Here is a 2,985-nt window from a genome sequence, read left to right on the forward strand (position 1 = left end):
CGGTGACCTCCGGCTCGGTCCGGGTATGTGCATGCAGGTGTTCAGATCCCGGATCGTCCGTCAGGCCCTGTCCGGCGAGATATCGTCTCCGTGCATGGGTTTTATACATTCGCGAGAGCCGGTCTTCTGATTCGTTTCTGCCTTCATATTTCTGTTTCAGGTCTTTCCACCGCTGGATTCCGCCGCCACAACTGGTGTGATGACAGCCGGCAAAGATGGCGCCTGATGCAAACTGTATGGCATATGCCCCGTCCTGGTGTGCATCGGAAAACGGACACTGATCAAGGATAAAGAGGGTGCCGTCGCCGTATGGTTTCTGCGTGTATCCGATGGTATGGCCGGAGAGCCAGGTGGCAAGGTCGGGCGGGGTATCAGACCGGGTTTTTGCTGTATGCTGCTCTCCCGTCCGGGGGTTAGGCTCGGCGGGGTAAAGGGATGCAAGGGTTGCAAGCTGGTCACGGCCGGTCAGTGACAGGGATGCCGGTTCCCTGATCAGTTTTGCAGCACGGTGCGAACGGGGCGGGGTATTGTCCCCTTTGCGTGCCATGGTGCCGTAGAGTTTCCATATCCGGGCTGCATTGTGGTTTGCGGTATCAATGGTGCAGATGTCGTCAGAGAACCGGGCAGCGAGTGCATGCAGACAGTTTTTCACCAGTTCACCGGCAGCCTCATCGTTTGGGAGATCGATGCGGTAGAACAGATGGGCCCCGTTTCCTGAGTCGGCGATGAGGGGGTCCGGCCATCCGACTGACTGAAGATATGCGGATATCTCCTCTGCTTTGGCCAGAGCATACCGGTGTTCCTCGTCTGATGATGAGACGCCGGACGGGCGGATTGGATCAATGTCAATGGGGAGCCAGTGCCGTCTGATGATGTCCTTGTCGGCGGTTGTGGCATCCTTTTTTGAGAGCCGCATGATGATCCGGTTCGCACGCCGTGCAAGCAGTGCCGGGTTTACTTCGTTTAAGGTGATGTAGATACCCCGGATCTGCGGATTGTCGTCCAGGATACAGACCTGGTCTGCGAGTTTTTCAAAGTTGTCAAAGTATCCTGAACCGATTCCGTCGTTTGTGATGATTCTGACTTCCACGATGCTGCCAGGGGAGGAGATGAGGTGAAGGGTTTTCAGGATCTCTGATCTCCGGTCAGGTGCCATGAATTCCCTCCTTGATGGCTGCATATCCGCCAGGCATGACATGGTACCGGTGCCAGACGGCTGCCCGCCTGATCCAGAGCTGGATGGTTCCCGGACAGGTGTCTGATGCTGCCATCTGAACGAGCGGGGCCATCTCACGGATAAGGTGTTCTTTTTTGATCGGTCTTCTGAGGGATTTTACTTTGATGAGGAGGATTTCATGCCTGTTTTTCCAGGCAATGATGTCAACAGGAAGGGCGGAGGGTACGACCCGGACTGCGGTATATCCTCGCTCCAGAAGGAGCCGTCGTGCTGCGTGAGGGGTGGTCCGGCAGGTGGTATAATCCGGGATGTCAGACATGTACCGCCTCTCTGCCCGGATGAGTGTTCTGATTCGGATGCAATCTGCGGAGATCCAAAGTGATGCCGATCCTGGTTCGAATCCCTTCCGGAGATTTGAACTTCCGGTTTAAAGCCCTCTTTTGCAGTTCCCCGTCAGTGTGGTCGTGGTTTTTTTCCTGTCCGTGGCCGGGTTGTGTGGGAAGAGTCCTGAAATGACAGAACAGGGTACTTTTTTGCCGTCTGAAAGGAAAGATAGAAAGAACCCCATCTGTGAATGGCTGGCCGGCTTTTTCATGGCTGGGGGATTCATTCTGTGTCTGATTGTGACTGGTATGCTTTTGCCGGGGCCGATCATCCGATGGCGATGCCCGGAAGAGCAGGCTAAGATATGTTTTTTTCGACCTCATAGTACGATGCTCCTTTTTTTGGAACAGTCCCATTTGGATTGATTTTGCGATTTTCAAGTCAAAATGGGAGAAGAAGATCCATCCGGGATCTATTAATAGATACCGAAATGAGGGGGGTTTTAGATACATTGTCCGGTCACGAGGGTGAACCTGAATAATATGATGAGAATAGCGGATAATCGGGGAGGGTTTCTGAATACGGCTCACATTATTCATGCTGATATCGTCGTCACCTGATGTTGTGTCAGATGTGGGATCTGACACTGGGCTGATGACGCGGGATTTATGAAGCATACTGACTGGTATGCAGGGGATAGTGAGAGGATTGAGATACTGTGATTGTGTGCGGAGATATCAGGATTTGTGGGGTGTTTTTATTTTGGGGATGGTGAGATGATGAGTGCGGGTCAGGGCACCGGAATTGCGGTAGAAACGGGATCGATATGGACTTTGGTTTGAGGGGATGGAAACGGGGGATCAGGGGATGATAGTACGAATGCAGCGCGTACTATAAATACCTCTTTTCGAATTGGTCAAATCATTATGAGAATACATTGACATGTGCTGTTCCTGACGGACAGCTCACAAAGTCCGTACGTGAATATAGTGGAAAAGAATCACAGGATGGGGAAGTTTTGAGAGATGGCTTCAATTGGGGGTTGAAATCCGGGTCGCAGACGGATCAAAAAGGAATGAGCGGTTTTGGTCACATTGAGTGAGTGAAGACACTATATCATACTTATTGAAACTAACAAAAAGCCACATTTACAAAGAAAAATCTAAATAAGTACAGATTTGAGAAAATATCCTAAATATTTTCCTAGTAATCATCAATATTTTACTATTTAAATTTAATCTACAGTTGAAATCTATTTTATACTGTGGTGCAGAAATAATACTATGAAACTTCTAAAAAGTTTTTTGATTTCAATTTTATTAATTGGAATCCTGGCTTCTGTTGCATCTGCAAATGATGATTATGATTTCTTATCGACTATGTATGAATCCTCTAAAGTGTTTAAATCAGATTTGCAATCCTTTGGCTCCAGTGCAGAAAATATTGATCTTCCTGGCCTTAAATCGGCTTCAGTCAAACTCTCA

The 2,985-nt window shown here is 49.4% G+C and carries 3 protein-coding genes and 1 pseudogene; 1 reads left to right on the forward strand and 3 read right to left on the reverse strand.

The window, feature by feature from the left end:
• From PLA23_RS12155 to PLA23_RS12165, 3 genes and pseudogenes are all read right to left on the reverse strand, one after another.
• A pseudogene (locus PLA23_RS12155) lies at positions 1-1,156 on the reverse strand (hypothetical protein); the annotation flags it as partial.
• Positions 1,146-1,496, reverse strand: coding sequence for a hypothetical protein (locus PLA23_RS12160; protein ID WP_324475352.1), 351 nt, complete (start codon positions 1,494-1,496; stop codon positions 1,146-1,148). The gene PLA23_RS12160 and the pseudogene PLA23_RS12155, both read right to left, overlap by 11 nt.
• Positions 1,489-2,178: a hypothetical protein gene (locus tag PLA23_RS12165; RefSeq protein ID WP_324331607.1), complete on the reverse strand. Its 690-nt coding sequence runs from the start codon at positions 2,176-2,178 to the stop codon at positions 1,489-1,491. Before PLA23_RS12165 ends, PLA23_RS12160 begins: the two co-directional genes overlap by 8 nt.
• A gap of 606 nt (positions 2,179-2,784) precedes the next feature.
• Here PLA23_RS12165 and PLA23_RS12170 point away from each other — a divergent pair.
• Positions 2,785-2,985 (forward strand): hypothetical protein (locus tag PLA23_RS12170; protein ID WP_324475353.1); only part of this gene is annotated, 201 nt, incomplete at its 3' end.

Origin of the sequence: Methanospirillum sp., assembly GCF_035406105.1 — an archaeon.
Classification (GTDB): domain Archaea; phylum Halobacteriota; class Methanomicrobia; order Methanomicrobiales; family Methanospirillaceae; genus Methanospirillum.